Consider the following 1,383-nt stretch of genomic DNA (forward strand, 5'->3'; position numbering starts at 1 on the left):
ATGAAGACGATCACCCTTGGATTGCCCAAGGCCGTGCCTTGATGGCCGAAGCCATGCCACGCCTGCTGGCCCAGCCCCACAACAACAGCGAATCGTGGGCTATGGGTGTGCAGTTGGCGCACAGCTACCGCGAGCTCACGCAAGGCCCCGCCTTCGCTCCCCGAACGGATGGTCAAGCCGCCGTCTACCGCGACGACAACCGCTATTTTTGGGCCTTTGATGGCTATGACTTTGAGCGTTCGGTCGCTGCGGGTTACGAGCCGCCCCAAAAGGTGCGCAAGCAAGTCAACTTGATGGAATTCGTCAACGAGCTGGAAGTGGAGGGTGCTGGCGACGACGCGCAAGAGGTCTGGGTGCTGGGCACCGAGTTGTTCCCTTATGAAGACCTGGGCGTGTCCTTCAATGAAAGCGAAGGTCGCGAACCGGTGTTGCCGCCCGTGCATTACGCCGAGTGGGACCACATGACCCAGCTCGAGCGTCCCGCTTGGGCCACGGTGCAAGAGCGTCGGCCCAAAGCGGGCGACCCGACGCTGATCGATGGCATCTTGAGCGAGCACCGCCGTTTGATCGGTCGCATGAAATTCATTTTGGATGCCATGCAGCCCCAAGGGGTGCAGCGCATCCGCAAGCTCGAGGATGGCGATGAGATTGACCTCAACGCTGCGTTGGCTTCGGTGATCGAGATGCGCATGGGCCGTCAGCCCGACCCGCGCATCATGATGCGCAGCGTGCGCAAAACCCGCGACATCTCGGTGCTGGTCTTGCTTGACCTGTCGCACTCCACGAACGACAAAGTGGCGGGGCAAGAACACACGGTGTTGGACCTGACCCGCTCGGCCTGCGCTTTGTTGGCCGATGCGATCCAGAAGGTGGGCGACCCTTTTGCGATCCATGGCTTTTGTTCGGATGGCCGCCACGACGTGAACTACTGGCGCTTCAAAGACTTCGACCAGTCCTACGACGACTTGGCCAAGGCCCGCTTGGCGGGCATGCAAGGCCAGTTGTCCACCCGCATGGGCGCGGCCATTCGGCACGCCACGGCCGCGCTCAAAGCCCAGCGCAGCAGCAAAAAACTCTTGCTGGTCATCACCGACGGCGAGCCCGCCGATGTGGATGTGCGCGACCCGCAGTACCTGCGCCACGACACCAAAAAAGCCGTCGAGGCGGCCGCTCGCAACGGAGTGACCACCTATTGCATGAGCTTGGACCCCCGCGCCGACCAATACGTCAGCCGCATTTTTGGCGAACGCCATTACCTGGTGGTCGACAAGGTCGAGCGCCTGCCCGAAAAACTCCCCGTCCTGTATGCTGGACTGACCCGTTGAACAGGATCCCCCATGAGCATCATCCAAAGCCGCACCAAAACCTACAGCGGCATCGACC

At 61.5% G+C, this 1,383-nt stretch carries 1 protein-coding gene; it reads left to right on the forward strand.

Features of this window, described 5'->3' with window-relative positions; all coding sequences use genetic code 11:
- The coding region (locus tag Q0341_RS03440; RefSeq protein WP_299510575.1) for a nitric oxide reductase activation protein NorD at positions 1 to 1,325 on the forward strand (1,325 nt) is incomplete at its 5' end.
- Positions 1,326 to 1,383: the final 58 nt, after the last annotated feature.

The sequence above is a fragment of the uncultured Limnohabitans sp. genome, from assembly GCF_937889215.1.
Classification (GTDB): domain Bacteria; phylum Pseudomonadota; class Gammaproteobacteria; order Burkholderiales; family Burkholderiaceae_C; genus Limnohabitans_A.